Source organism: Candidatus Rhabdochlamydia sp. T3358, from assembly GCF_901000775.1.
Lineage (GTDB): Bacteria > Chlamydiota > Chlamydiia > Chlamydiales > Rhabdochlamydiaceae > Rhabdochlamydia.
On sequence record NZ_CAAJGQ010000034.1, the window covers coordinates 1 to 24,403 of the forward strand.

Consider the following 24,403-nt stretch of genomic DNA (forward strand, 5'->3'; position numbering starts at 1 on the left):
CCTAAATCATGAGCGATTTCGCTCATAGACTTACTGCTTTCTCGACTTAGCTTTACAGTGTTTATTTTAAACTCACGGTTGTACTTTTCTTGATTTTTCATAGACCCTTATTTTTCTTAAGCTATTATTATTTACTGTCTATGTTCTTTATGTCTAGGAAAGGGTAGCAAGATCAGGCATTGATAGCGGTGGTATCATGTTAAAACAATGGAGAAATGAGGATGGTCAAATGCGGCTTACTGGTATTATAGGAAGAGCTGATTCGGATTCTACATGGATTGTGGCAGATATTGATCCTGCCAAAATTGAGACACAAGACGACATTGATACAGAATTTCGGAGGATTGCCTCTGAGGCACTTAGTTTACCTATCAAAACAGTTGAAGGTTTAAAAATTTCTGGCCCCATAGATGATAAACCTGTCACTTCATTCTTATTAAAGCAAGCTATCTGCGAAACAGCCATAAAGGGTGATAATGTTGTTCTAATAGGAGATGCAGTAGGTGCTGGCCATTGGAGCGTTGGGGGAGGAATGCAAACTGGATCTGTGTGCCACATAGAACGATTAAAAACTCTTCTTTTAGATATTGAACTAGGGATGCCAAAAGCTGCTGCTTTAAATAAGTACTCTGATGCGGTTATCACAGATACCAAGACTTGGATAGAAGTAAGCGCCAAAGATCAGTCTAGACCCGTATTTCAAAAATAAAAGATCAGCCAAAATTAAAACTAGTTTTAAATGAAATTTGGTAGTCCTAAACAGGTAGTGATTTTAAATTATAGTTACAAATAAACATTTTAATTATACCAATATGATTAGTTATTTTCTTAGAAAAAGATAACGTTTTTCGAACTAATCTTGCACATCTTTGCCTGATCGTGCAGTTAAATCTTTCAATATAACTTGTTTTTCCGGATCCTTTGCCAACAGGGCTATGTTGTTTCCAAGGGATAATTTCAAAATAAGCTGAGAATTTATCTGTATAAAAGTGTGCTTTTTTTTTAAATCAATGGGCAATTTAGCCATTAAAGCTTCTCCTGAAGCCTTTGTTCTATTTCCAACGTGAAATGCGAGTATTTGTCGAGTTTCTGCATGCATTACAACCCATAACCATTGATCATTTTTTTTATTTCCCACAAAACTCCATAATTCATCTACTTCTAGAACAAGCACTTCAAATTCATCATTTTCAGCAATAATACCTGCATGCAAATTCTCTGGTAAAGCCAGAATCTAAAAAACACTTTTTTGTTGAACATCCGAAAATCACAGAGTTTTTTACTTTCATGGGAATTCATCGCCTGATGATGCAAATGTCACAGACACAATCGAAGCTCAGGCTATCTAACTACCCAGACTGGGTTCAAAAAGCCTATCTTGCAAAATTATCCTCAACGAAATGCATGAGGACCGCAGGTAAAGAAAATTCTGCTTTTACAGAGAGCCTTAGTCAGTTAAAAAATGCTCAGTTTTCTTTTGGAGACAAACCATTGATTGTTCTTACTGCTGGAAAATGTATTTCCAATGAAGGATATGGTTTCGATCAAAAATGGTTAGATCAATCATTTAAAGTATGGAAAGAACTTCAAAAGGAGCTAGTGACTCAATCGACAAAAGGAAAGCAAATCATTGCTGAGCACAGCGATCATCAAATTACAAGGAATCAACCTGAAATTATTATTGATGCAATAAAAGAATTAATTAATTCAGAAGAAAAACTTGGAGTCCATTAATTTTCTAGCTAATTTAATACGGGTTTCGATGATCTTTTTGTGTAATGAAGAATTTGAATTAATCTGCATGGGGCTAGTGTGCTTCATTTGATTTTATTATTAAAGGTGAGTTGAATTTTAATACGATCCACTTTGTACCTCTTTAGAAGATAAGGGTAAAAGCATTCGATCTCCCCATAGAGGGATAGTGAAAGGTAGGTTTGGGTTTACCATGTATATGTAGTCTTCATGATATAAAGGAATAACTGGCATTTCGTTTAAGAAGATTTTTTCTGCCTTTTCTAAAGTTTGAAATCTTGTATCTGCTTGCTCGTGAAAGGATCTTTCTAATAGTTGGATATACTCTTGGTTTTCCCAATTTGAGAAATTTTTCGCTAGTGACTTATATTTAAATCTTTCTAAAATACTCATGGGGTCAAAATACATTGCACTCCAGAATACGTAAGACATGAAGTAGTCGCCTGTAGTTAGCTTATTCAATGCAATTTTATAATCTAGGCGCTCTATCTTAATTAAAATACCTAAAGCATTGAGCCATTGTTGTTGGATTACTTGCATGACTTGTCCTGTAATAGAAGAGCGGGGATAGTAGTATAGAACAACAGGATTAAAAGCTTCTTTGGTGATCCCTAACTCAGCCATCCCTTCTTCTAATAACGCCTTTGCTTGGGCTACATCATTGTCTTGGAAAAAAAATCGATTGCGGTTTTCCTTTAATACAGGAGGGATCATGTTTGTGGCACTTATGCTTGCTTGATAGGCCTCGCTAATGTGTTCTGTTTTAATATTTTTTTTACATCCATTTCCAGATAATCCAATCAATTCCTCACGATTAATCGCCAAACCAAAAGCCCTACGGATTTTAGGATGATTAAAAGGAGCTTTATCCGTATTAAAAGCAATGAGCATGGAAGAAGTTCTTGGTGCACGGTGAATTGCCCATTTTTTTTCCAAAGCAGGAATTGCTTCTAAAGGAATGGAAGTTAAACAATCTCCAACCATATCCACTAAACCCTTTTCAAACATCTCTAATGTTATATCATCTTTTTGAACAACATTAAAAATAATTTTACTGGGATGCGCATCTTCTGTTTTTCGATAGTTAGGGTTGTACTTAGCAATGATTTGATTTTCATGATCCCATTTTTCTAATAAAAAAGGACCATTACATAAAAAGTTTGGGCCCGCATCATACATCCAATTGGGATTTTTCCGATCATTTTCGATATTTACAGGTGAAAAAACACAGAAAGCAAGCAGTTTAAGAAGGTAAGGAGTAGGTTTTTCTAAAGTGATCTCAAGAGTTTTTGCATCTATTGCTTTGATCCCTACTTCATCAAGGAAAACAAGTCCTTTTTTTGCCTTATCTGCATTTTTTATAGGGGAAAATAACTGTGCATTCATAGAGGGGAAATCGGGTTTAAGAATATCTTTCCAAGAGTGTTCAAAGTCATAGGCGGTGACTGGAGTGTTATTAGACCAAACAGTGTCTCTTAAATGGAAAGTATAGGTAAGATTGTCCTCTGATACATCATAAGATTCTGCTTGCGCAAGCTTAATAGAGCGGTCCGGATAAAGCTTTACAAGTCCTTCAAAAAACAGAAAATGCATCTGTGCAGAATAGTGTTCTCCTCCTTTGCGTGGATCCATAGTTTTGGGTTCTTCTTTTATGTTTAGTCGGAGAACCTGCACTTTTTTAGATGGGCTTTTATATTTAATAAATAAGAAAAGAAGAAATAATGCCAGAAGAACAAGTATAAGAAAGGAGACGTCTCTTTTCATAGAAGATATAAATATCCTTAATCAAAACATCAAAAAGAATAACCCTTTATAAGATTATCTGTAAACTATGAAAATGTAATGGATTTTTTATGAAGAGTATTGCAACAGCTTAAAATTCTTTTAATGACATTCAAAGAATGAAATTTCGTATCTAGATCAGGGTTGTATTCTACTAATTCAAAAGCAAGAGGGGGTGTTTCTTGAAATAGAGCAAAACAATTTAGGAACTCTTCAAGATCAAGTCCATGAGCAACAGGGGTACCCACTGCATTTACAAAGCTAGGATCGAGACTGTCAAGGTCAAAAGAAATCCCATATCCAATGCAAGAGGCTGTAACATGGCTAATGGCTTCTTTTAGCACTTCTTGCAACCCTTTCTGTTTGATATCTTTCATGAAATAGATGTTTACACCTAGTTGTTTCAAAAACTCTTCTTCTTCTTTTTCATAACTTCTAGTGCCAATTAGTGCGATATTTTGGGGTTTTAGCTTGGGAATCGAAGAGAGGATGTTGATTAAATGCTTATTCCCAAAGCCAAGAAGAGCTGCTAAAGGCATTCCGTGAATATTTCCACTTTTTGAAGTGGAAGGTCTATGAGCATCCATATGAGCATCAATCCATAAAAGGCCGATATCTCCTTGTTGGCGATAGCCCTCTGCTACTCCAGACCACGTTCCAATAGCACATGAATGATCCCCACCTAAAGTAATAAAAAACTCTTCTTTTTTAGCCAAAGCAAAGGTAGCTTTTGCTAATTTCTGATTGAAATGTGCAATACTTTCATAATGATTATGTTCATAAAAGGAAGGCTGGACTTCTTGAAATAACTTTAAATTTAGTGCATTTTTTAAGAAAAATGGAGCCTTTTCACTACCTGATTGGTTCCCGCCCAATCCAGAAGCTGCCCCAATAAAAAATAAGTCGTCATGCATTAAGCCCTGCCAGATTTTTTTTACAATATTAAATCAGATAAATATTTTTTTTATTTAAAAGCAACTGCATAAAAAATAGAGCTGTAATTTAAGAGAAGCTAATCTGTTTTCAACTTGTAAAAACACATGTAGCTGTTTGATAGGTCTTCTGATAGAGATGACTTATTTGCATAAGAGGTAGTTTCATCATCACACTTTATCCATTCAGCTTCTTTTTTCAAATAGGCAATATAATGACCGCCATTGGTACTTCCTCTATGAGTAATAAAAGAGGTTAATTCGTATATTCCGGAAGCAGAACTTTTAATGCTAAGAGCTGTTGCATCTAATTGCTCAAGGATACTAGTAATAGGAGTTTGAATTTTAGATGGGCCTTTTTCTGTATAGGTAAACCTTGCAAACTGGATAGCTAGATAGTTAGGTTTTTTACTAAATTCTTGTTCTTCTTTTTTTAACTCTATTTGAATACACTTTCCATCTTTCATAAGTTTTGGAGAGTTTTCTGAAAATACTACATGTTTTTTTTCTTCCCCATTAAAAAATTTTTGCAAAAGTTCAGAGAAAGATATTTCTTTATTAGCATTTAGCTCAATTTTGAGCTGCCATTCAATCTCTGTTTTTGTAAGTGTATTATTTTCACTTAAAGAGGAAGGGATATCTTTGGTTTTTTCTACTTCTTCACCGAGCTCATAATATTTGGTGACTTTATTCTCAAAGTGAATAGGAGAAGTATGTAAGAGATGTTCTTTTTTTATACGTATTTGCTCTTCTGGAATCAGGGCCTGCTCTAAGTTTATGGTTTCTTTAAGGATCGCTTCATATTTTTCAATAAGAATGGCAAAAATCTCATGAGCGTCTTCTTGTTGTGAACAATCACCAGCAATCAACGGATTTAAATGATGTGTGGCAAGGCGCAGCTTGTGAGAAATCTCAGCTGGAATAGATTTTTTGACTGTAAGAGCTGTGTCATAGGTATGTAAAACAGCTAACATGTTTTCTCCGCAGGCTTTATCCTCCTTTTCTGTTTTTGCCTTGTAATGGTTTGCAACTACTTCATAAATACCGCGCCATTCAGGATGATGTAAAATTACCTGCAGGCAAGAATTAAAAGCGCAATTAGCAGCAGCTCGATTTTCAAAGCCTGGAATGGGAGATATAGATGTGGTAGTCCAAGAGATTGTACCTTCTGTAGAAAATAGCTCTTGATAGTCTTGAGGGCTAATAAGGTTGAAAACCCAACATGTGGGAATATCTATTAGGTAAGAAAAAAATAAATCAGAAAGAATCATAGCTCTTTCAAAAAGTTGGTTAGTTGCCTGTTCGCAGTCCTGAATAGGATATACTAAATTAATAGTCTTGTAATAGGTCGCAGTAGAGATGCAATCCATTATGGGAAGCAAAGTTAAAACGCAGTCGCAAATTCGTGCAACAGAGTGGATAAGGGTTCCTGTTAACCGTGGTAGGATGATTCTTGCTACAGGAGAGCATAAGGGATCGTTATAGAGTTGCCAGGTTATTTTTTGAACCTGATCTCCAAGGGAGGGGTAAGAAAAGGATTTAATAGCTTCAGTTGGTGTCATTATTGTAAAAAACTTTGAGCTGTTTTTAAACAGCTCAAAGTATGGTTAGCAGAGATTTATTTTTTATCCTCATCATCGAGAATTTCTACTTCTGCATCTTCTATGTTTTCTTTCTCATTTTTTGGTGGCTGGTTATCTGGTGCTGGTTGCGCGCTCTGCATCGCTTCCCCAATTTTTTGCATTTGGGTATTTAGATCTGTATGAGCAGCTTTAATAGCAGAAATATCCTTATCGCCTAGTGCTTTTTTCACAGCATCTATTCTACTTTGTACTTCTTGAGCAAGCGCTTGAGGAATGCGCTCTTTGTGCTCATCCAAAGCTTTTTGTGCTTGGAAAGATAAAGCTTCAGCTTCATTCTTCAGTTCTGCTTCTTCTTTATTTTTTTTGTCTTCTTCTGCGTGATCTTCTGCATCTTTTAGCATGCGCTCAATGTCAGCTTCAGATAAACCAGATTTTGCCTCAATGCGAATTTTTTGTTCTTTACCACTTTTTGTATCTTTTGCTGATACATGCAAGATACCATTGGCATCAATATCGAAAGCCACCTCGATTTGTGGCATGCCACGAGGTGCAGGAGGGATCTCTGTAAGATCAAAACGGCCAATTTCCCTATTGTCTTTAGCCATTTTACGCTCTCCTTGCAAAACGACAATGGTAACAGCGGGTTGATTATCAGCTGCAGTAGAGAAAACCTGTGTTTTTTTAGTCGGAATCGTTGTATTTCTCTCTACAATAGGAGTTAGAACTCCACCTAATGTTTCAATCCCAAAAGTTAAGGGGACTACATCGAGCAATAAAACATCTTTGACATCGCCTGTCAACACAGCACCTTGGATAGCAGCGCCAATGGCTACAACTTCATCAGGATTGACCCCTTTATGAGGTTCTTTTCCAAATATTTCTTTTACTTTTTTCTCAACAGCTGGCATACGAGACATTCCACCTACCAGAATTACCTCATTGATTTGCTCTTTGGTTAACTTCGCATCTTTAAGAGCTTTTTCACAAGGTTCAACTAGGCGTTCAATTAAGTTATGAACTAAGGAGTCTAGCTTAGCTCTGGTTAATGTTAATGCAAGGTGTTTGGGGCCTGACGCATCCATAGTAATAAATGGTTGATTAATTTCAGTGGTCTGCGTACCAGATAGTTCAATTTTAGCTTTTTCTGCAGCATCGCGCAAACGCTGTAGAGCCATGCTGTCTTTACTTAAATCAATGCTGGTTTCTTTTTTAAATTCCTCAAGCAGCCAATGTAGAATAGCATTATCAAAGTCATCACCACCTAGATGAGTATCTCCGTTTGTTGCTAACACTTCGAAAACACCACCGTGAATTTCTAATACAGAAACATCGAATGTACCTCCACCTAAGTCAAAGACCGCTACTTTTTGATCTTCTTTTTTTTCTAGCCCATAAGCTAAAGCAGCAGCAGTTGGCTCTGGGATAATTCTTAAGACGTTTAAACCAGCGATTTTGCCTGCATCTTTTGTCGATTGTCTTTGAGAGTCATTAAAATAAGCAGGAACTGTGACAACAGCTTCGGTAACGGGATGCCCTAAATAGGCTTCTGCTGTTTCTTTCATTTTGATTAAAATTTGAGCCGCAACTTCTTCAGGGGTAATCAGTTTATCAGCTACTTTAAATACCACGTCTCCATTTGCATTTTTAGTGATTTCATAAGGGACCGTTTTGATTTCAGATTCTACTTCATTAAATTTACGCCCAATAAAACGCTTAGAAGAAGAAATAGTGGACTTAGCATTGGTAACGGCTTGTCTTTTTGCAGGAACTCCTACTAGGCGTTCATTTTTATCTTTATAAGCAACGGTTGATGGAGTGGTGCGTCCTCCTTCTGCATTGGAAATTACTGTTGCTTTGCCATTTTCCATAACAGCAACGCAAGAATTAGTAGTTCCTAGGTCAACACCAATAACAACTTGTTTTTTATTAGAATTAGATTGTGCCATAATATATCTCCTTTTATTTTTTTATGTATCTTGTTCTGGTAAAGAAGGTTTTTCTAAATCGGTTATTTCCTTCTTTTTTGATTCTGGCAAAACAGCAACCTTTACGTGTGCTGGGCGTATAGTGCGATTGCTGCTTTTATACCCTTTAATAAATTCTTGAAGGATGGTTCCTTCTGGGGTTTCTTCTGTTTCTTTTGTCTCAATTGCATAATGCAAGTTAGGATCAAACATATTGCCATCAGAGCTAAAAGCTGTAATGCCATGTTGGTTCAATGCATCCTTAAATTGCTGCGTGATCATTTGAAACCCTTGTGCCCAATTAAGCACTTCTTTAGACATATGCTTTGTACTGTTTAAGGCATTTTCTAAGTTGTCAATAGGGCTTAAAAAATCGGATAGAGCATTTTCAATAGCAAAACGTATAGCTTCTTGTTTTTCTTTTTGCATTCTTTTGCGTGTGTTGTCCATTTCAGCCAATAAGCGCAGGTATTTATCCCTGTATTCTTCCAGCTCTTGCTCTGCTTTTTGCTGATGAGTCTTTACATCATCTAGCTCATGGGCATCTGGCGTTTCATTTTGTTCTTGAGTCATCTATTTCTCCTTTCTGATAAAGCGATTTATTTTCCAATAGCAAGTAGGAACTCTTTTCTAAGATAAGTGGGTTTTCTTTAGATTCGAGATGGGAATGTTTAGGTTGTCTAAAAGAAATTTTATATTTGTACATACTGCTTGTTAGCGAGTCTGAAATAATGCTTGCAGCTATTTCTAAAAGCCCAAAAAGCTCTCGATAAGGCATGCGATTGGGCCCTAATATACCAAAAGCTCCGCAGATTGTATGGTGGATGTGATAGGGGACTGCTAGCACAGAGCAAGAGGTTGCTTCTGGAGCAAAGGTATGCAAATCATCTCCAATCCAGGAATGGATTTTGCCAATTTGACAACTCTTATTGAGCAGAGCGCGCAGCTGTTGCTTGTTTTCAAATAAAGACAGCCCACTTGCTAATACGGAAGCATCATTAAAATCAGGATAAGAGAGTAATTTAGAAAAGCCTGCTTGAAATAAGTCTTCTACACTGAAATTAGTATAAGAGACGATGTGTCTTAAGATCGCTTCCTTGTATAATTTGGCGGCAAGGGATTCTTCTTCTTGATTTAATAGAGGTTTATCTAATTTATTAAGACGCCAGTTAAAATAACTTTCCAATTTTCGCAGCAAGGAATGGGAAATTTTTTTATCAACATATAAAACTTCATTATGAATGAGGCCAAAATCACTGATCAATACGCAAAGCAAGCGGTTTTGATCAATGCTTACTAGTTTAATATCTAAGATAAAATCTTGATCAAAACGGGGAGCTGAAAGGAAGACAGCGCAGTTGGTTAATTCGCTTAGAGATTCCGTAACTTGATTTAAATAGACAACGAGTTCTCTTGTTTGCTTTTGAAATAGACGAGTTGCATTCTTCTTATCTTGTTCAGATAAACGTGGCTTATTTATATGTGCTTCCGCATAGATTTTGAACGCTAGTGAAGTGGGAATACGCCCCCCAGAAGAGTGTTGCTGTTTAAGATAGCCTTCTTCTTCTAATTTCATAAAATAATTGCGGATAGTTGCTGGGCTCAAAGCTTCAAATTCTTGTTCTCTAAGCGTATGAGATCCAATTGGTTTGCCTGTTTTAAGATATAGCTCAATCAATCCAAATAGGATTAAGCGCTCTCTTTGACTTTTAGCTGGTTTTTTAGGTGTCAATGGCTTCATGTGAAAAAAAATCTTAAAAATTTATAAAGCCAGTATAACTGAAAGGGAGATGGGAAATCAATAAAAATCAGCAGTCTTGAGGTTAGACTGCTAATTTTTTAGATTAAGTTATTAATAATAAGAAGTTTATCAATCTAAGGCGTTAATGATTTTTGGGTCGGTAATAATGAGAGGAAGAATATCGACTAGACTAGGAGACCAATCTAAGCCCCGAGTATATACGATTCGAGAGGCAATTTGACAGGCAATAATCGCTTTTTTATGCATATCTGGAACTTCTATTAGGACTCTATTTTGGTATTGATTTCGTAAAAGAGGAGGACAATAGTTAAGTAAACATCGAACAAAAGGATCTGTAGGATCATTAGATAAGGTCATAAATTGAAAATATTGCATTAATTGATCTTTATACTGATTAATTCTTTCTGAAATCCATTCGGAAATATCGGTTAAAAACCCTTGAGTATCGCGATGTGTAGTTAATAAAAGGGTAGCTTCTTCTCGAGCTTTTATGCTTACCAGTTTTAAAATTTCATTGACGATCTGCTGTTTTTCTTTAACAAACTCCGCTTGAGATAAAACTAAAGAGGTAAGTACTTCAAAAGAGGAGCAGGTAACGCCTCCTTTATTAGAAGAACTATCTTTGATAATAAGCACTCCTAGTTTTTCTAAAGAGCGTCTAGCCCAGGGAGTAAGATAGAGGTTAGCTCCCTCAATAATGGCTTGAGCAGTAGGCTTTCCTGCCTCATCTAGAAAATCTTTTATATTGTTTTCATTTAAGGTACGAGGCCTTCCACCTCCTGGAATAAAAATATCTGCTTTCACCTGATGTACATTGTGTCTGAGCAGATGATTCATTTCATTTCCAGATAACCAATCCTCTATTAACTGCCCGTTTTTCTTTCTCCAACACAAGGTTTTTTGTGCATAAGCCGTTTCTTCTCTTTTTGTGTATAAATCTAATAAAAACCCTTCATCATTGAGCTCAGATGGGGGATAGAAGCGTAGAGGTTTTCCTTCTTTAAATAAACGAGCCATTACTTCTAAATTCAAACCGATCGGATCAAAAATGGTACCTGAGATATCTATTGTTGCAAGCAGTTTGGCTGTATTAGGGTAAAATCGATATAAGTTATAGATTTGATTGCCTGCTACATCACCATCTGGTCCTCCTGACATTTTTACAGTAAAACAATCTTTGTTAGGATTAATGCCCAGAAATTTTAACATCTCTTCCATGTATACATTAACACCCAAAGAAGTAACTCCATATTCTTTATGGTTGATCCCTGCACCAGGTTTACTGGAGATAAAGGCTCCTCCTGGTTTATAGTGATAATACTGACTATATGAGGCAATCCAATCGATCATTTCATTGTGCATATTTTCATCAGGACCTAAATAGATGTATTCAGGCTTTTTCCAATAATCGATAATCCGTTTTGCTCGGAGTTTCCCATCGGGATCACAATTTAAAATAGTTAAAAAACTTTCAATGTAAGAGCGTTGTGTCTGATAGAGATATTCTAACTTTTGTTCTCGATGATAGGTGATCAGATGCTGCTTGATTTCTTCTAGGGGGAGTCCTTCATCTTCTAACTCTCTTTGATAGATTTCTTCTTCAGAATACAACCTTTCATAAGGTTCTAAGAAAATAACTCCCTTAGCACCCCCCTCTGGAATATCTTTATTTTTTTTATTTTGGGTATATGCCAAATTATAACATTCAGCAAAGATATAGTTTCTCTCTACAAGCATCTGTTCCATTTTTTCAGGAAATACAGTACGCAAACCCCCTCTAGATAAATCGCGGAAGCGAATATGAAAACCGATAAAGTATAATCCCTTCATAAAAAAAACCGCATAGGGCAGTTCAGGGAATTTATCTTTTCTCTCATAGCAGACATTGTTAAGATATTCGGGATCTAAACGAAAGCAAAATGCAGTTTTGTTATCGCGATAGACATTTGTCTTTAGGGTATAATCCACTAAGTTCATCGCTTGTTTAAGAATATTTTTACGTCTGGTGTCATTAATTTGATGTCCTGTATCTAGATGATCTACTAGATCCATAAATTCTCGGCGTATATTTTGATACGCTTCTAAATTGACGTTTTCTGGGTTGAATTTGGCTTCAAACGCTTGAATTACCTTCACAATTAATTCTGGATGCCGGCAGACGCCTTCTTCAATGTGGCCAAAAGAATAGATATTCATATCAGCGTGAACTAGCGTTTGATGAATAAAATAGATGATTGCTTTTACAAGATTTCCTTGATTGCCGGTTAAAAGCCCTTCGTCGACAAAAAGTTCTTCAATAATCTCTAAACCTTCAAAGTATTTTAGCGTTACGAGTTCTCTTAAGAAATCAGCGATATTCGTTTCTTCCCAAGCAGCTTTCCCTTGAATTCCATGCAGGCCTAGCGACATAATGAGGATATTTTGCCTACTATATGCATCGACATAAGTAGCATTTACCCTTTTCATCACCAGACCATGTCGATGAATCATACGTGCCATGCGGTATAAAAAACTATATTTAGGGACATTGCGCCAAGCAAATACGATTTGCAAAGAAGGAGTATCTTTTTTCTCTGCCCAGTTTTCATTATAACGCACTTCATATTGGCAATTATCTCGGGATTTAGCACGAAAGAACATATCTAAAGCCAGAGTCAATCTCTCTTGTGGCAGAGAGCGTAAAAAATAGGAATTTAATTCCGTAATTAGTTTATGTAGATCGGGTTCTGTTACTTGTGGATTACGCTCTTGGATTTTTTTTAGAATTACTTTTTCAATTTCCAGAGAAATAACATCTTCTGATTCCTTTTCCTGTGTTTCTTTAAAGACAATCATAGAAATACGCAGTAATTTTTTTACCCCAGGAAAAGGGGGAGGGGCATTAGAGGTAAAGGATCGATAATTTTTAATGCCAAACATTTTATAATGTTTTAAAACTTTTAAATCAGCATCTGGACTATCTAAACAAAGAGTAAATCCGAGATTTTTTAAATGAATATGAGAAAAAAAATCGTTTAGATTAAAACTCATCAGATTATGAACGATTAGCATTAAACTCTCTTCGTCCATCTCTTCAAAAAAACTAGCAGGCATATGCTGTTCTACCCATTGATAGCACTCTTCAAATTTTTTACGCTCTTTTTCAATACCGTATTCTAGTGTTTCTTTAGGAAATTTGGATTGCGAGTCCATCTCTGTTCATTCCTCCGTTGTCTTTTCTTATGAATAGCATGTGGAGGAAAAAAAACAATCTATTAAATATAAAAGAGCGAACATTATTTGATTTTACTAACTATCGCTAGAATCTAAAAAATATACCAATACTTTTATAAAATAAATGAACAAGGATAAACAGAGGTAGCCGGTTCGAGTTAAATTAAATTTTAATTCTATTAAAATATTTTTTTTGTTAACCTTTTCTACTTAATGATGTCAGAGATTACTTAAAGCTTATTTTGAATTTTTAGGAATAACTTTAGGCAACAATAAATGATAACCCTGCAATCAAAAAAAGGAATTTATGGCTATACCACCAATTAATTCATTAACGTCAAGTGTTGTATATAAATCAAATTCATTATCTCCATCTACTTCTGCTAAAGTACAAATTGCACCTAAAGAAGAGAGAGCAGGCCCATCTTCTTTTCCTCATGCGATAACAGTCATACACCCTCCGCAAGATCCGGGATCTCTAGGTCCTTTGCTTGAAGAAAGTACCGTAGCTCCTGCTGATTCAGAAGTAGCTTTAAACGAAAGCTCTCTTCCTCCAGAAGTTTCAGCAGATAAAACGCAAAGCATTTTTAGACGATTCTTTTGCTGCGGAAAATGAGAAAAATTTAACTATTAGGAGAGTTGTATCAATGAGACCACTTTTTCCGCCTACTGTAGGATTCCCATCTGAAAGGCGTAACTCAAGTCAGTCACAATCTAAAACGATTACAAATCAAAAACTGCCAAAAATTCTCGAAGAAAGTTTGCTAGTTTCAAAAGAAAAAAGAGAGAGTATATTAGAAGTATTCTTTAGCTGTTTTTCTTACTTTAAAAAGCTACAGAACTAAATTTCAAGTTGGGGAAAATATGTCTATAAAAGGAGCAATAGAATTACGATTCATTATACCACAAGCTAAAATAGAAGGAATTCCTGAACATAACCAAGCACTAAGAATAGGAATGGGGAGCATTTATCTCCCTATTAAAGAAGGGGAAAAGTTACTGCATTTGTTCTGTAAGGATCAAGCAATAAATGAGGTGTGGAATAAGCCCATAACCCTACCCAACAAAACACTAGTCATGCTTCAAAGCATGCAGGCGCAGTTCTTTGTGCAACAAGTTGAGGAAGCACCAACTTCTAATTGCTCTAAGACATTCAGATTAAAAAAAGATACCATTTCTCTTGAAACTGGCGAAATAGAAAAACTATGGAATTTGTTCTCTAAAGATCGAGTAGCAAGATGTGCATTGAATAATTCAGTAGCCATACCAAACGGAACAGTAATGATAATACAAAAAAATGATTCTATTCCTACAATAGAACCAGTAACTCGTAGAACAGCTAATCTTTTTACAAGGTGTTTTCTTTGCGGAGAGTAAAGGGGAGAATTTATTGCCTAAGGAGCCTTAAGCTATTTAAGCCTACAAGAACGGTGCCTCCTTCATGGAAGATAACCGCGAGCCAAAGAGGAACTATAAGCCTAAAAGGGCAGGGAGAGTTACTAGTAGGATGACAGCAAGAGCTAGGGTGATGTTTTGTTTGGCAATAGCAATTGTTCTGTGGGCTTTTTGAATCATCCAATCGAGTAAAGATCATCATTAAGAAAAGCAATATCCGAGAAACATCTATAGTATTCTCTTTAAATTTCTAGACACAATGTTTTTTTATTTGTATAATCCTCATATTATTTTTTGCAACAAAACAATAAGGAGTATTATTATGATCGGAGCTATAAATTCAAATCTAAGAACATACGGAGCAGGACCTTCTTCAGAGGCTGACACTTCTGAGTCTACTGCACAAACTTCTCTGCATAGTGAAGATAATACTGACGCTACCAACCAGTCTAACGAAACTAATACCGAAGTCGATAATCAGACTTGCTCATACAACGATAGTATCACTAATAATGACTATGGTTGTCAGCATAACGGGCAAGCTGGGGTTTCGGCATGGGACATTGCTGAGCATATTGGAAATGGTGAATGGGGATCTGCTGCAAGGGATGTATTTGAGAGTTCCGATACCACTGGTAGTAATAACTCGGATAATACTACTGCGGATAATGCTTCAGCAACAGAAAAATAAATATTGGATGAAATAAAAATGGATGAAATGGAAAGAGTGCTAAATTTGTTTGGTTCTATGATTATAGGGTTGGTTGTAGGGCCATTTCTTATTGAATATGGCCTTAGTAGATGGCAATATAGGTCTTTTTCTATAAGAAGTCTTTGGTTAATTTTTGTAATTGGCCTTGGAATAAGAATGCTTTTTTTAGGAATGCATTAAGGTTTTCTTTCTAAAAGATAAATTACTCAAGCTGTCATCTAGTATTTAAGTAAGTACGGCCTTTTTCTTATGATTTTTCTTTAAAAATTTACTGTCTAAGGAGTCTTAAGCTATTTAAGCCTACAAGAACGGTGCCTCCTTCGTGGAAGATAACCGCAAGCCAAAGGGGAACCAAACCTAAAAGGGCGGGAAGAGTTACTAGTAGGATGACAGCAAGAGCTAGAGTGATGTTTTGTTTGACAATAGCAATTGTTCTGTGGGCTTTTTGAATCATCCAATCGAGTAAAGAAAGATCATCATTGAGAAAAACAATATCCGATGCTTCAATTGCGGTAGCGCTTCCTATTGTTCCCATAGAAATACCCACGGTGGCTCTTGCTAGGGCAGGAGCGTCATTTATTCCATCACCAACCATAATAAGACCTTGACTAGTGGAGAGCTCTGCTACTTTAGTCAATTTATCTTCGGGTTTTAAGTCCGCGTAGATTGTAGAAATGCCGGTTTGTTCAGCTACATCTTTTGCAATTTCTAACTTATCGCCTGTAAGCATAATGGGATGAAGATTTTGGTTTTTTAGTCGGTCAATCAAGGGTTTTGATTGGATTCGTAGAGTATCGGTAAAGTGGAAAAGAAATAGAGTATTTTCCAGTAAAAGATAACTATTTAGTGTTCTTTTTTGAAAGAGCTCAGGAGAAAAAGTTTTAGGTAAATAGGGTAGAATAAATGCTGAATTACCTATATAAACAGGCACTTTGCGGTTTTGTAAAAGAACAAAGCCTTGTAAACCAGATCCTGGGATAGACCTAAAATCTAAAATTTCTAAAGGTTTAACTTGCTTTTCTTTTGCATAAGAAATAATGGCGTCTGCAATGGGATGTACAGCGGATATTTCTAACCCATAAGCTGCTTGTAGTCCTTCTTCTAGAGAGTATGGAGCCTGTTTTGGATGGATTATTTCTAATTTGGTGCAATGAAGATTTCCTGTTGTTAGTGTTCCTGTTTTATCAAAGGCTACAGCATGACATAAGGTAAGAGCATCTAAAATAATCCCTCCTTTAAGTAAGATTCCTTTACGAGCGCAGCTACTGATTGCACTTAAATAGGCTGTTGGAGTTGCTATGATTAATGCGCAAGGAGAAGCTGCAATTAAGAAAGATAGTGCGCGGTAGATTCCTCCTTCAGCCCCTAAATAAGGGATCGAAAAAATCCAAGGTAGTGTGATTGCAAAAATGATAAAAAGTGAAATAATGCTCATTGCATACCATTTGCCAAAGCGATCTAAAAAGCGTTGTAGGCGGGGTTTTGCTTCTTGAGCTTGAGTAATGAGTTCAATAATCCGATTTAATGTAGAATCACTACTTGTGCGAGTAACCTCTACGGTAAGAGTCCCATCAAGATTATAAGCACCTGCTTGTACTTCATCGCCTAATCTTTTACTAACAGGACGGCTTTCTCCTGTTAAATGGCTTAAATTTACAAAAGAGCTACCCTTAATAACAACGGAGTCAAGTGGAACAACTTCTCCTGCTTTGATCAGTAGGATGGTTTTAAGAGGGATATCTTTTACAGATCTTTCGTAAATGGTTCCATCTTCTGCTACTACATAAGCAAATCTAGGAGCTATTTGATGCAAACTAACCAGAGCGCTTTTTGTTTTTTCTGTAACCAAAGTTTCCATAGCGCCAGATAACTCAAATAAGACAAGCAATAGAGCGCCTTCCATACCACTGCCTATTAATACCGATAAAAGAGCTGCTAAAGTCATTAGCACATCGATATTAATTTCGAGATTTTTTATATCTTCTAAGGCTCCAATTAAAGCGGGGGTTCCTGAAAAAAAATAGACAAATAAAAGACAGAGATTAGAAAAAGCGGGATTGAAAAAGGAAAAAACAAAAGAACAAAGTAACAATATTCCAGATATAAAAGCTGTTTTTAAAGAGAGGTGTTTACCCCATTTACGCGAAGAAGGAGTTAGGAAGGGACTGATGCTCTCTTCTTTCCCCGAGGCGAAAAATTCATCAAAAAGATAAGGATTATTTGACATTTCAGATGCCTTTGATGAACTGTTGAGCAAATATAATAGCACCACCAACAAGAACCAATATGGCGCAGTTCCATACGACTCTTTGCCAAGCTGAACTATTTTCCATTCGAGCAGAAAGCACAGTGGAGAAAATCGTTATTAAAAAAACTGCTAGAGGCAGCCCAAATGAATAGGATAGAATATAACCTATTAAACAAAGGGCCGTGCTTATTAGAGCTCCTAATAGAGCAAACAAGCTTTGTTTGAGCGGGTGTTCGTATTGCTCTAAAGAAAGTCCTAATTCTTCTTCTAACATAATCTGTAAAAGACGATTATCATCAGCCATTAGACAGTCGATCACTTCTTCGAGCAATTTACCGGAAAAGCCTTTTGCTTCATAGATTTCAGAGAGCTCTTCTCTCTCTTGCTGCCTATGATGTTCAATTTCAAAACGCTCTTCTTCAATAACGCGATGTAATCTTTCCATTCGAGACCAGCCGTTTAAAGCACTACGCGCTGCTATAAATAAAATCAGGCCAAAAGAGAGTAATCCGAGTGTTTGCAAAGATAGTTGAATGAGCCATCCGATCAAAAGTGTTACTGCAAGCAATTTCATGCTTTCCGTTGTAGCAATTACATGAGAAGGAACTTCTGATCCATGTATTTCAGCTTTGAGAATGGCTCCTTTTTTGCGCGCTTCTTTCAGATGTTCTGGGACTGACTTTCCCTTAAAATGTTTGGACATAAGTTTACTATCCCTCTTGAACCAAATAGCTAAGCAAGTGCAACAGATCGAGGTAATCTTGACAAGCAATTAATTCCCGGGTCGAGTGCATAGAAAGTTGAGGACATCCAATATCGATTGTATTAATTCCTAGATTAGCGGCCATGATAGGACCAATGGTGCTTCCACAGGGAAGATCAGACCTAGATACAAAAGATTGGTAGTTAAGATTTAAATTATGGCAAGCATGTACAATAGGAGCTACAGAAATTGCCTGGGAAGCATATTTTTGATTTGCATTGTATTTAATGACAATCCCTTTATTTAAAAGCGGCTGGTGGTGTGGGTCGTGTTTATCTATATAATTGGGGTTTAGAGCATGAGCCATATCAATGGAAAGGCAAAGAGAGTGATTTTTCATGCGTATTAGCGCTTCTACGTCTAATTCTAGATGGTAAGAGATACGTTGCAATAGATCTTGTAGAAAAGAAGAGCCAGCGCCTTCTAAACTATGAGATCCTACTTCTTCATGATCTAAAAAAAGTGCCATTTGCAGCTGATCAGAGCTTGGATTTTTACAAGAGACTAAAGCGGCTAAAGAAGCATGAGCGCTGAGTAAGTTATCTATTCGATATGAGGCGAGCATTTCATTATTTAATCCTATAAAACGCGCAGGTTCTTGTGGGACTAAAAAAAGATCGAAGGAAAGCAGCTTTTGAAAAGAGAGTTGACGCCTTAATAACTTTTCTAAGATGTTTTCTTCTTGGCTAGATACGCTGACAAGAGGGCATAAGTGTTCTTGTTTGTTTAAAATCACTCCTTTTTCATTTATTTCGCGATCTAAATGGATGGCAAGCTGTGGAATCATAAAAGTAGCATCGTCTAAAATCACTAAGTTTTCTTCTGGTTGTTGATCCTCATTTAGAACGACTACTCTTCCTGCTAAAACCAGATCGCGATTTAACCAGGAAGAAAGAAGAGGGCTGCCGTATACTTCAACACCAAATGAGGTCATATTTTGCAAAAGATAGCTAGGAAGTGGTTTGAGTTTAAGAGCGCAGCTGTCCGTGTGTGAAGCAAGAATAAGAGCTTGTTTAGGAGGTTTTTTAGGTAGAGAAAAAGCGCACAAACTTCCTCCTCTTATGGTAAAATATTTACCACCTGGTTTCAATTTCCATTTGTCGATATCTTCTAAAGGCTGAAAGTTATGAAGGGCTAAACGATTACCTATTTCCTGAACAGCATGCCAAGAAGTAGGTGCTGTTTCTAAAAAAACTTTTAAATCAGCTAAAATGTGTGTCATAGGATTTTTTATTCCATTTATCTAATTTAAATCCATATCACATGATATGAGATGAGAGCCATAATAATATGTCTTTTAAAAATAGATAAAACTATAATCTTCGAACTGCTATCAGTCAATCCTGTTTTAAAAGAATGTGATTTTAAAACATTTGTACTTTACTCTTTTTTGGTTTAAAATGCAGATTCAATCTGAAAAAAATGTATGCGTTTATTCCCTGTATTATTAACTGTCTTTATCGATAGCTTAGGCTTTGGACTGGTCTATCCGATTTTTTCTGTGTTGCTCATGAATCCTGAACAAGGATTTTTACCTGTAAATACTTCGCTTGCTATGCGAGGCTGGTTATTTGGATTACTAGTTTCAGGTTTTTGTTTGGGACAGTTTTTTGGCGGACCTATTTTAGGGGCTCTATCCGATTACAAAGGGCGTAAAAAAATTTTATTGCTCACATTGTGGCTTGCTGCATCTACTTATGCATTGACTGCTATCGGAATTATTCTTGAGAGTATCATTATCATTTTTATCTCACGATTATTAGGAGGTGTAGCTGCTGGTAATTGGTCTGTGGCTCAAACAGTAATTGTAGATACCAGCACGGAGAAAGAAAAAACCAAGAACTTTGGTTTGTTGGGAATGGCATGGGGAACAGGATTTGTTATAGGGCCTTATCTAGGAGGCAAGCTTTCAGACCCTTCTGTATGTGCTATTTTTAGTTTGACTACCCCTTTTTTGGCAGCCTCTTTTCTCTGTTTGCTTAATATTGTTCTTTTACTATTAAGAATGCAAGAAAGCCTGCCAGCCATTCAGTATACCAAAATCAGTTTAAACATTGGTATTCAACAGCTTAAAGAGGCTTTTACCTCTGATAAACTACGTAGCTTATTCTTAACGATGTTTATTTTTTGTATCGGTTGGGGCTTTTTTACGGAGTTTTGTCCTATTTTCTTAATTCGAAAATTTCACTTTAGTGGATCTGAAATTGCTAATTTTTATGCAAGTATTGGTCTTTGGATTGCTTTCTGCCAAGGGCTTATTATTCGTCCTTTCTTAAGATGGTTCTCTCCTAATGCGCTTATTTTAACTGCTTTACTTGGAATGGGTTGTACTCTAATAATCATGGCTTTTATAGAGGTTAAATTTTTTCTTTACTGTATGCTACCGGCACTTGCTTTTTTTGAGGCTTTGCTTTTTCCATCCGCAACGACGATTGTCTCAAACGTGAGCGATAAACAATCACAAGGGCATGTCTTAGGCATTTACAATTCAGTGCAGTGGGCAGGAATCGGCTTGACTCCTCTTTTTTCAGGTTCTTTTGTGGCAATCTATCCTTATCTTCCTTTAGCTGTGGGAGCTATGTCTATGTTTTTTGCTCTTATTATATTTGTAGCAAATAATAGACCAAAGATCTTATCTATTAAAAAATAATTTTTAAGATAGTAGTTCTCTTCTTTCTTGAATTAGAGCTCAAAGTATGCTACTCTCTTTACTTAAAAGAATAAAAAAACCATTTTATCTGTAAAGTAGCATTTAAAGGTTGCTTTAACAAAAATACAATGGCGATTTAAGAGGTTCATGTATGTCAAAATACCCACAGGCACAAAATCCACTTTTGCTCCGGTATCACCGTCTAATGGATGCTTTTGCTAAATCAGATGACGAACGTGATTTTTATCTAGATAAGGTAGAAGGGTTTATTGTTTATGTTGATTTAGATAAAGGAGAAAAAGAATTAGCTGATCTTGACAAAGAGATTAGCGTTCATAATAAACGTTATGCACTCTTACCAAAAATGACTTTTTATGAAACAAAAAAGTTTATGGAAGGGTTTATTAATGAAAAGGTGTACGACATCGATACCAAAGAGAAATTACTAGACATCATTCAATCTAGAGAAGCTCGCGATAATTTTTTGGAGTTTATCTATGATCACCACACAGAATTAGAGAAGTGGCAACAATATTATGTAGAGCGCTCTCGGATTCGTATTATTGAGTGGTTGCGTCTTCAGGAAATCTTATTTGTATTTGAAGAAGATTTAGATTTAAACAAAAACATGATGGAAAAGTTAAAACGATATCTATTTGATGTGAAAGTTTCAAAAGATATAGCAGCTGTACGAGAAGCTTTATATGTAAAAGCAAAAACCTATTATTCAAATGAAGCATTAAATCCTCGTCCTAAACGGGGGCGTCCTCCCAAACAAGTTGCTAAAGTAGAAATAGAACCTCAGGTAACTGTTGATATGTATACAATGGTTCCCTCTTGCTGCCGAACCTTTTTATACTTGCCAGATATTACCAATGCAGCAAGCATTACTTTTTCTGCTAAATTTGATACGGAAGCGCAATTGCTCGCTAGCCTTAGAGGGAGTTCTCGTATTAAAGTGGATACTAAACTACAAGCGCTTTCGGAAAGATTGGAATCGCTGCGTCATTTATCCACGCGTCTAACCACTCCAGCAGATAGTTCTAGTTTAGCAAGCCAAGGCGTCAAGCACTTAAAGCAGGTCACGCCCGAAGCAACAGTCTCTGCACATCAACCAGAAAATAAGAAAAGCTCTATTTCAGAAGTTGTTAAAGACTTGCTTCCTTCTCGAAAAAAATCTGCAGATCCAGCAAAGAAAAAAGGTGAAACAAAGACAGTTACACAGATCCGCAAACCACATAGAAAAGGGTAAGAGTTGGAAATGACGCAGCAACTTTTTTGCCAGGATCTGACAAGAGCCATTAAAACTTTAGAAGTGATTTATCGAACAAGGTTTGCCGATGAAAAAATGAAAAAATTGATTCGTCAAAATAAAGGCGGTACTTTTCATTTATGTACTGCAGGGCACGAAATGGTAGGAGCTGTGGCTGCATTAGCATTGGTTCCAGGTAAAGATTGGGGATTAGCGTATTATCGAGATCGGGGCTTTGCTATAGGGATTGGTTGTACGCTCACAGAAATTATCGCAGCTTCCTTGGCGCGAGATATACCTCATCATTCTTCTGGGCGAATGATGCCGGAACATTTTTCTCATAAAGAGCTGCGTTTACCTTGTCAGTCTAGTTGTGTAGGATCACAATTTTTACAGGCTGTAGGTGTTGCAAAGGCAAGACAGTTGCTTCAAAAGGACGATGTTGTTTATGTGTCTGCTGGAGATGGAGCTACTTCTCAAGGAGATTTTCACGAAGCGTTAAATTTTTCCCTTTTACACAAACTAGCGGTTATTTTTGTTATTCAAGATAATGGGTTTGCCATCTCTGTTCCTGTAAAAGATCAAACAGCAGGGGGCTCTATTACCTATATGGCAGAAGGCTATCCAGGTCTTTCTGTTTTTGATGTTGATGGAGGAGATTACGAAGAACTCATTAAAGCATTTGATGCAGCTGTGCAAAAAGCAAGAAGTGCTCAAGGACCAAGTCTTATTGTAGCCAAGGTCCCTCGGATAGGCCCGCACAGCAGTAGTGATGATCAAAATAAGTATAGAACGATTGATTGCATTGCAAACGATCAAGCTAAAGATATTTTGCCTCGTATGGAAAACTATTTGGCAGGACTGGGAGTTTCTATCGATGAAATGCAGCAAATGAAAAGCCGCTGTTTTGAAGAAGTGGAAAACGCTGCAGTAGAAGCAGATCAAATTCCCTTTCCCAGTGCAGATACAGCAACCGATCATGTTTTTAAAAAGAGTATTACTCAAGATTTTCAATTACAAAAAACCTCCAAGTGTCCGTTAGAGAGCATTGTAATGATGGATGCGTTAAACCATGCTTTAGACGAGGAAATGCACCATGATTCAAATGTTGTTGTTTTCGGTCAAGATGTAGCCCTTGGAAAGGGCGGAGTATTTGGAATTACCCGCAGCTTAACAGAAAAACATGGGATTTCCCGCTGTTTTAATTCGCCTCTTGCAGAGTCTAGCATTATAGGTATTGCTTTGGGGATGTCAATAGCAGGAATTCGTCCTGTTGTAGAGATTCAGTTTGCGGATTATATGTGGACGGGTGTTAACCAGCTTTTTAATGAGCTATCTAGTTTCCATTATCGCTCTAATGCAGAATGGAATTGCCCTGTTACCATTCGTATGCCATATGGAGGATATATTCAAGGAGGCCCTTATCATTCACAGAGCGTTGAAGCTGTTCTAGCTCACATTCCAGGGTTAAAAGTAGTCATCCCCAGTAATGCGGCTGATGCAAAAAGGCTCTTAAAAATGGCCATTCGTGATCCTAATCCTGTTGTGTTTCTTGAACACAAAGCTCTTTATCGCCAAAGGGTTTTCTGTGCTAGCCTCGAGCCTTCAGAAGAAGAATTACAGGCCTTTGGCGTAGCCAAATATGTTCGGAAGGGAACCGATTTAACAATTGTTTGTTGGGGGATGATGGTTTTTATGGCTTCTCAAGTTGCAGATCGCCTCTTACAAGAAGGAATTTCTGTAGAAGTTATTGACCTAAGAACTATAGTTCCTCTTGATCTTGATCTAATTGTACAGTCTATTAAAAAAACTGGTAAATTACTAATCGCTCATGAAGCTGTTCGCACTTGTGGTTTTGGTGCTGAAATTGCGGCTCTTATAGCAGAAGAGGCTTTTGATTTACTAGATGCACCTATTAAGCGTATTACAGCAAAAGATTGTCCTGTTCCTTATTGTAAACAGTTAGAAGATGCTGTATTGCCTCAAATAGAAGATTTAGAGCAAGCTATACGTCAACTTGCTCAGTTTTAATGGGTCTTTTTTTTCTATAAGGGCGAATCTGTGGTTTTTTTATTTGTTGAGATATTTTAACTTTTTGAACTAGATACTCAATTAATCGTGCATTTAATTGCCCAAATTCTTTTAACTTATTTTCAATTTGATTTAAAGGGCTAGTTTTTTTTGTAGAAATCTGTGGCTTGTTATCTTTTTCTAATAATTCATGCATGTGCATTAAACGAGCCATTAAACTTTCTTGTGTCTTTTGTAATGCTTGTACTTCAGATGTAAATAACGCATTAAATGAAATGCGATTAATTATATCTGCATTTTCAATTAATTGATCCAGTGTTTGATCAATATCAGCTAAAATTTCTTCTCCTGTGCTTAGCATTGC

Annotated in this window: 19 protein-coding genes and 2 pseudogenes; 8 read left to right on the forward strand and 13 right to left on the reverse strand. The window is 36.6% G+C overall.

The window, feature by feature from the left end; genetic code table 11:
- Positions 1 to 196 precede the first annotated feature (196 nt).
- Positions 197 to 709 (forward strand): hypothetical protein, encoded by a 513-nt coding sequence (locus RHTP_RS07715; protein WP_138107544.1) that lies wholly within the window; start codon positions 197 to 199, stop codon positions 707 to 709.
- Between the two features lie 46 nt (positions 710 to 755).
- Here the strand turns inward: RHTP_RS07715 and RHTP_RS07725 are convergent.
- Positions 756 to 1,225: pseudogene (locus tag RHTP_RS07725) on the reverse strand (IS1 family transposase); the annotation flags it as partial.
- Positions 1,226 to 1,287: 62 nt separating this feature from the next.
- On the opposite strand from RHTP_RS07725, the gene RHTP_RS07730 reads away from it, so the two are divergent.
- Positions 1,288 to 1,734, forward strand: coding sequence for a hypothetical protein (locus RHTP_RS07730; protein WP_138107546.1), 447 nt, complete (start codon positions 1,288 to 1,290; stop codon positions 1,732 to 1,734).
- A gap of 117 nt (positions 1,735 to 1,851) precedes the next feature.
- On the opposite strand, the gene RHTP_RS07735 is transcribed toward RHTP_RS07730, so the two are convergent.
- The 7 genes from RHTP_RS07735 to RHTP_RS07765 form a co-directional block, all read right to left on the reverse strand.
- Positions 1,852 to 3,384, reverse strand: a complete 1,533-nt coding sequence (locus RHTP_RS07735; protein WP_171005783.1) for a peptide ABC transporter substrate-binding protein — start codon at positions 3,382 to 3,384, stop codon at positions 1,852 to 1,854.
- Positions 3,385 to 3,581: 197 nt separating this feature from the next.
- Positions 3,582 to 4,448 (reverse strand): arginase, encoded by an 867-nt coding sequence (locus RHTP_RS07740; RefSeq protein WP_138107548.1) that lies wholly within the window; start codon positions 4,446 to 4,448, stop codon positions 3,582 to 3,584.
- Between the two features lie 98 nt (positions 4,449 to 4,546).
- Positions 4,547 to 6,028, reverse strand: a complete 1,482-nt coding sequence (locus tag RHTP_RS07745; RefSeq protein ID WP_138107549.1) for a ubiquitin carboxyl-terminal hydrolase family protein — start codon at positions 6,026 to 6,028, stop codon at positions 4,547 to 4,549.
- Between the two features lie 56 nt (positions 6,029 to 6,084).
- Positions 6,085 to 7,995, reverse strand: coding sequence for a molecular chaperone DnaK (gene dnaK, locus RHTP_RS07750; RefSeq protein WP_138107550.1), 1,911 nt, complete (start codon positions 7,993 to 7,995; stop codon positions 6,085 to 6,087).
- Positions 7,996 to 8,016: 21 nt separating this feature from the next.
- On the reverse strand, positions 8,017 to 8,586 hold the full coding sequence (locus tag RHTP_RS07755) for a nucleotide exchange factor GrpE (RefSeq protein WP_138107551.1): 570 nt from the start codon (positions 8,584 to 8,586) through the stop codon (positions 8,017 to 8,019).
- Positions 8,567 to 9,754, reverse strand: a complete 1,188-nt coding sequence (gene hrcA / locus RHTP_RS07760) for a heat-inducible transcriptional repressor HrcA (RefSeq protein WP_138107552.1) — start codon at positions 9,752 to 9,754, stop codon at positions 8,567 to 8,569. Before hrcA ends, RHTP_RS07755 begins: the two co-directional genes overlap by 20 nt.
- Before the next feature lie 129 nt (positions 9,755 to 9,883).
- Positions 9,884 to 12,967 carry an NAD-glutamate dehydrogenase domain-containing protein gene (locus RHTP_RS07765; protein WP_138107553.1) on the reverse strand — a complete coding sequence of 1,028 codons (3,084 nt, stop codon included), beginning with the start codon at positions 12,965 to 12,967 and terminating at the stop codon, positions 9,884 to 9,886.
- A gap of 328 nt (positions 12,968 to 13,295) precedes the next feature.
- Between RHTP_RS07765 and RHTP_RS07770 the strand changes: the two genes are divergently transcribed.
- Positions 13,296 to 13,604: a hypothetical protein gene (locus tag RHTP_RS07770; RefSeq protein ID WP_138107554.1), complete on the forward strand. Its 309-nt coding sequence runs from the start codon at positions 13,296 to 13,298 to the stop codon at positions 13,602 to 13,604.
- Between the two features lie 248 nt (positions 13,605 to 13,852).
- Positions 13,853 to 14,365: a hypothetical protein gene (locus RHTP_RS07775; protein ID WP_138107555.1), complete on the forward strand. Its 513-nt coding sequence runs from the start codon at positions 13,853 to 13,855 to the stop codon at positions 14,363 to 14,365.
- Positions 14,366 to 14,375: 10 nt separating this feature from the next.
- On the opposite strand, the pseudogene RHTP_RS09215 reads toward RHTP_RS07775, so the two are convergent.
- Positions 14,376 to 14,578, reverse strand: a pseudogene (locus RHTP_RS09215) (heavy metal translocating P-type ATPase); the annotation flags it as partial.
- A gap of 127 nt (positions 14,579 to 14,705) precedes the next feature.
- Here RHTP_RS09215 and RHTP_RS07780 point away from each other — a divergent pair.
- Positions 14,706 to 15,074 (forward strand): hypothetical protein, encoded by a 369-nt coding sequence (locus tag RHTP_RS07780; RefSeq protein ID WP_138107556.1) that lies wholly within the window; start codon positions 14,706 to 14,708, stop codon positions 15,072 to 15,074.
- Positions 15,075 to 15,363: 289 nt separating this feature from the next.
- Here the strand turns inward: RHTP_RS07780 and RHTP_RS07785 are convergent, their stop codons facing one another.
- From RHTP_RS07785 to RHTP_RS07795, 3 genes are read right to left on the reverse strand one after another with little or no spacing between them, the layout of a single operon-like run.
- Positions 15,364 to 17,322 carry a heavy metal translocating P-type ATPase gene (locus tag RHTP_RS07785; protein WP_138107557.1) on the reverse strand — a complete coding sequence of 653 codons (1,959 nt, stop codon included), beginning with the start codon at positions 17,320 to 17,322 and terminating at the stop codon, positions 15,364 to 15,366.
- A 1-nt stretch (position 17,323) separates the two neighbouring features.
- Positions 17,324 to 18,046 carry a VIT1/CCC1 transporter family protein gene (locus RHTP_RS07790; RefSeq protein WP_138107558.1) on the reverse strand — a complete coding sequence of 241 codons (723 nt, stop codon included), beginning with the start codon at positions 18,044 to 18,046 and terminating at the stop codon, positions 17,324 to 17,326.
- A gap of 7 nt (positions 18,047 to 18,053) precedes the next feature.
- Positions 18,054 to 19,328 carry a M18 family aminopeptidase gene (locus tag RHTP_RS07795; protein ID WP_138107559.1) on the reverse strand — a complete coding sequence of 425 codons (1,275 nt, stop codon included), beginning with the start codon at positions 19,326 to 19,328 and terminating at the stop codon, positions 18,054 to 18,056.
- Between the two features lie 204 nt (positions 19,329 to 19,532).
- Between RHTP_RS07795 and RHTP_RS07800 the strand changes: the two genes are divergently transcribed.
- The 3 genes from RHTP_RS07800 to RHTP_RS07810 all read left to right on the forward strand — a co-directional run bounded on the left by RHTP_RS07800 (position 19,533) and on the right by RHTP_RS07810 (position 24,039).
- Positions 19,533 to 20,756, forward strand: a complete 1,224-nt coding sequence (locus RHTP_RS07800; protein ID WP_138107560.1) for an MFS transporter — start codon at positions 19,533 to 19,535, stop codon at positions 20,754 to 20,756.
- A 151-nt stretch (positions 20,757 to 20,907) separates the two neighbouring features.
- A complete protein-coding gene (locus tag RHTP_RS07805) occupies positions 20,908 to 22,008 on the forward strand; it encodes a UPF0158 family protein (RefSeq protein ID WP_138107561.1) in 1,101 nt (366 codons plus the stop codon).
- A gap of 9 nt (positions 22,009 to 22,017) precedes the next feature.
- Positions 22,018 to 24,039, forward strand: a complete 2,022-nt coding sequence (locus RHTP_RS07810; RefSeq protein WP_138107562.1) for an alpha-ketoacid dehydrogenase subunit alpha/beta — start codon at positions 22,018 to 22,020, stop codon at positions 24,037 to 24,039.
- On the opposite strand, the gene RHTP_RS07815 is transcribed toward RHTP_RS07810, so the two are convergent.
- Positions 24,014 to 24,400, reverse strand: coding sequence for a hypothetical protein (locus tag RHTP_RS07815; RefSeq protein ID WP_138107563.1), 387 nt, complete (start codon positions 24,398 to 24,400; stop codon positions 24,014 to 24,016). The two genes, RHTP_RS07810 and RHTP_RS07815, sit on opposite strands and share 26 nt — an antisense overlap.
- Positions 24,401 to 24,403: the final 3 nt, after the last annotated feature.

What these genes read in the sequence shown, in the direction of transcription:
- RHTP_RS07715 (WP_138107544.1), top strand. Translation starts at nt 197, where the DNA reads ATGTTAAAACAATGGAGAAATGAGGATGGTCAAATGCGGCTTACTGGT.
- RHTP_RS07730 (WP_138107546.1), top strand. Translation starts at nt 1,288, where the DNA reads ATGGGAATTCATCGCCTGATGATGCAAATGTCACAGACACAATCGAAG.
- RHTP_RS07735 (WP_171005783.1), bottom strand. Translation starts at nt 3,384, where the DNA reads ATGGATCCACGCAAAGGAGGAGAACACTATTCTGCACAGATGCATTTT.
- RHTP_RS07740 (WP_138107548.1), bottom strand. Translation starts at nt 4,448, where the DNA reads ATGCATGACGACTTATTTTTTATTGGGGCAGCTTCTGGATTGGGCGGG.
- RHTP_RS07745 (WP_138107549.1), bottom strand. Translation starts at nt 6,028, where the DNA reads ATGACACCAACTGAAGCTATTAAATCCTTTTCTTACCCCTCCCTTGGA.
- dnaK (WP_138107550.1), bottom strand. Translation starts at nt 7,995, where the DNA reads ATGGCACAATCTAATTCTAATAAAAAACAAGTTGTTATTGGTGTTGAC.
- RHTP_RS07755 (WP_138107551.1), bottom strand. Translation starts at nt 8,586, where the DNA reads ATGACTCAAGAACAAAATGAAACGCCAGATGCCCATGAGCTAGATGAT.
- hrcA (WP_138107552.1), bottom strand. Translation starts at nt 9,754, where the DNA reads ATGAAGCCATTGACACCTAAAAAACCAGCTAAAAGTCAAAGAGAGCGC.
- RHTP_RS07765 (WP_138107553.1), bottom strand. Translation starts at nt 12,967, where the DNA reads ATGGACTCGCAATCCAAATTTCCTAAAGAAACACTAGAATACGGTATT.
- RHTP_RS07770 (WP_138107554.1), top strand. Translation starts at nt 13,296, where the DNA reads ATGGCTATACCACCAATTAATTCATTAACGTCAAGTGTTGTATATAAA.
- RHTP_RS07775 (WP_138107555.1), top strand. Translation starts at nt 13,853, where the DNA reads ATGTCTATAAAAGGAGCAATAGAATTACGATTCATTATACCACAAGCT.
- RHTP_RS07780 (WP_138107556.1), top strand. Translation starts at nt 14,706, where the DNA reads ATGATCGGAGCTATAAATTCAAATCTAAGAACATACGGAGCAGGACCT.
- RHTP_RS07785 (WP_138107557.1), bottom strand. Translation starts at nt 17,322, where the DNA reads ATGTCAAATAATCCTTATCTTTTTGATGAATTTTTCGCCTCGGGGAAA.
- RHTP_RS07790 (WP_138107558.1), bottom strand. Translation starts at nt 18,046, where the DNA reads ATGTCCAAACATTTTAAGGGAAAGTCAGTCCCAGAACATCTGAAAGAA.
- RHTP_RS07795 (WP_138107559.1), bottom strand. Translation starts at nt 19,328, where the DNA reads ATGACACACATTTTAGCTGATTTAAAAGTTTTTTTAGAAACAGCACCT.
- RHTP_RS07800 (WP_138107560.1), top strand. Translation starts at nt 19,533, where the DNA reads ATGCGTTTATTCCCTGTATTATTAACTGTCTTTATCGATAGCTTAGGC.
- RHTP_RS07805 (WP_138107561.1), top strand. Translation starts at nt 20,908, where the DNA reads ATGTCAAAATACCCACAGGCACAAAATCCACTTTTGCTCCGGTATCAC.
- RHTP_RS07810 (WP_138107562.1), top strand. Translation starts at nt 22,018, where the DNA reads ATGACGCAGCAACTTTTTTGCCAGGATCTGACAAGAGCCATTAAAACT.
- RHTP_RS07815 (WP_138107563.1), bottom strand. Translation starts at nt 24,400, where the DNA reads ATGCTAAGCACAGGAGAAGAAATTTTAGCTGATATTGATCAAACACTG.